Source organism: Allobosea sp. CER48 (assembly GCF_044752385.1).
GTDB lineage: Bacteria > Pseudomonadota > Alphaproteobacteria > Rhizobiales > Beijerinckiaceae > Allobosea.
This window is the reverse complement of record NZ_JBIWYK010000722.1, coordinates 1-1,113: the sequence shown is the minus strand read 5'-3', so window position 1 is coordinate 1,113 and position 1,113 is coordinate 1. Positions and strand designations below refer to the sequence as shown.

General features: G+C 66.8%; 2 protein-coding genes. Both read left to right on the top strand.

Annotation, left to right across the window (positions count from 1 at the left end):
• The coding region (locus ACIPIA_RS16805; RefSeq protein WP_400511120.1) for an ABC transporter permease subunit at nucleotides 1-364 on the top strand (364 nt) is incomplete at its 5' end.
• Nucleotides 361-1,113: ectoine/hydroxyectoine ABC transporter ATP-binding protein EhuA (gene ehuA, locus ACIPIA_RS16800; protein WP_400511118.1), on the top strand; the 753-nt coding region annotated here is incomplete at its 3' end. The genes ACIPIA_RS16805 and ehuA, both read left to right, overlap by 4 nt.

Below are 1,113 nucleotides of genomic sequence, written 5' to 3'. Positions count from 1 at the left end.
CACCTCCGAGGTCTATCGCGGCGGCATCGAGGCCGTGCCGCGCGGGCAATGGGAGGCGGCGACCGCGCTGAATCTCTCCCGGTTGCAGACCTATCGCGACATCGTCGTGCCGCAGATCGTGCCGCGCATCCTGCCGGCGATGGGCAACTACCTCGTCGCCATGATCAAGGAGACGCCGGTGCTTTCCGTCGTCACCGTGCTCGAGATGATGGGGCTCGCCAACATGATCGGCGAGCGCACCTTCGAATACCTCGTGCCGCTCACGCTGGTCGGCCTGATCTTCCTCCTCCTCACGCTGCTCTGCTCGGCCGGCCTGCATCGGCTGCAGAAGGCGCTGCCGAAAGCAGGGATCCCGCTGCGATGACCGAGACATCCAAGGCCGCCATCGATTCACAGCCGCCCATCATCGAGTTCGCAGGCGTGACCAAGCGCTTCGGCGCGCTGACCGTCCTCGATGATTTCAACTTCAGCGTCGCCCGCGGCGAGAAGGTCACGCTGATCGGCCCCTCGGGCTCGGGCAAGTCGACGGTGCTGCGCATCCTGATGACCCTCGAGCCTTTCCAGGAAGGCCGGCTGACGCTCGCCGGCATGTCCTATCACGAACCGAATGCCCGCGGTCCGTTCAACGCGTCGGATGGGCATCTGCGCCAGATCCGCAGCCATGTCGGCATGGTCTTCCAGAGCTTCAACCTGTTTCCGCACATGACCGTGCTGCGCAATGTCGTCGAGGCGCCGGTGCGCGTGCTCGGCCTTCCGCGCGGCGAGGCGGAATGCCGGGCGGTCGACCTGCTCGCGATGGTCGGGCTCGCCGACAAGAAGGACCATTACCCGGCGCAGCTTTCCGGCGGCCAGCAGCAGCGCGTCGCCATCGCGCGGGCACTCGCCATGCGTCCGCGCGTGCTGCTCTTCGACGAGCCGACATCGGCGCTCGACCCGCAGCTCGTCGGCGAGGTGCTGTCCGTCATCCGAGGTCTCGCCAGCGAGCACGACCTCACCATGCTGCTGGTCACTCACGAGATGCGCTTCGCCCGCGAGGTCTCCGACCGCGTCTGCTTCTTCGACAAGGGCCGCATCTGCGAACAGGGCGAACCGGAACGCATCTTCAGCGCGCCG